Annotated in this window: 1 protein-coding gene; it reads left to right on the forward strand. The window is 52.5% G+C overall.

Features of this window, described 5'->3' with window-relative positions; genetic code table 11:
* Positions 1–413: hypothetical protein (locus tag VSR34_RS38810; RefSeq protein ID WP_342965289.1), on the forward strand; the 413-nt coding region annotated here is incomplete at both ends.

The raw sequence follows: 413 nt of genomic DNA on the forward strand, positions 1-413 counted from the left end.
ATCTGACTGATCCCGAACCAAGAGTTTCGCGAATTGCCTTGCGCGCTAAGGACCAGGAACTCGCAAAGCTGGAACTGGTATTTGAAGCGATTGGCAGCTTTGGTCGTCATCAGGAGAAGATTTCCATCGACAATCTGGACCGACGCCCGGGTGTACGGGTACTCGACCAGATCCCGCATGACGAATTGGTCGAAGCGTCTGATCGCGGAATTTACTTTTCGGTTGACTCGTACAAAATTTTCAATTGCCATGTCCAGCTGCCTGATGGTCAGACCGTCAGGCAGCCGAATTCGCTAAGGGCGTCGTTGATGCATAACTGGCTCCTGAATGACGAATGGATAACGCGTTGGAACCGACGGTGGAACTGCAACGCTTTACGGTGGGCTAAAGGCGGCATTCGGGAATACTGGCAC

Origin of the sequence: Paraburkholderia sp. JHI2823 (genome assembly GCF_038900695.1) — a bacterium.
In the GTDB taxonomy this organism is placed as follows: domain Bacteria; phylum Pseudomonadota; class Gammaproteobacteria; order Burkholderiales; family Burkholderiaceae; genus Paraburkholderia; species Paraburkholderia mimosarum.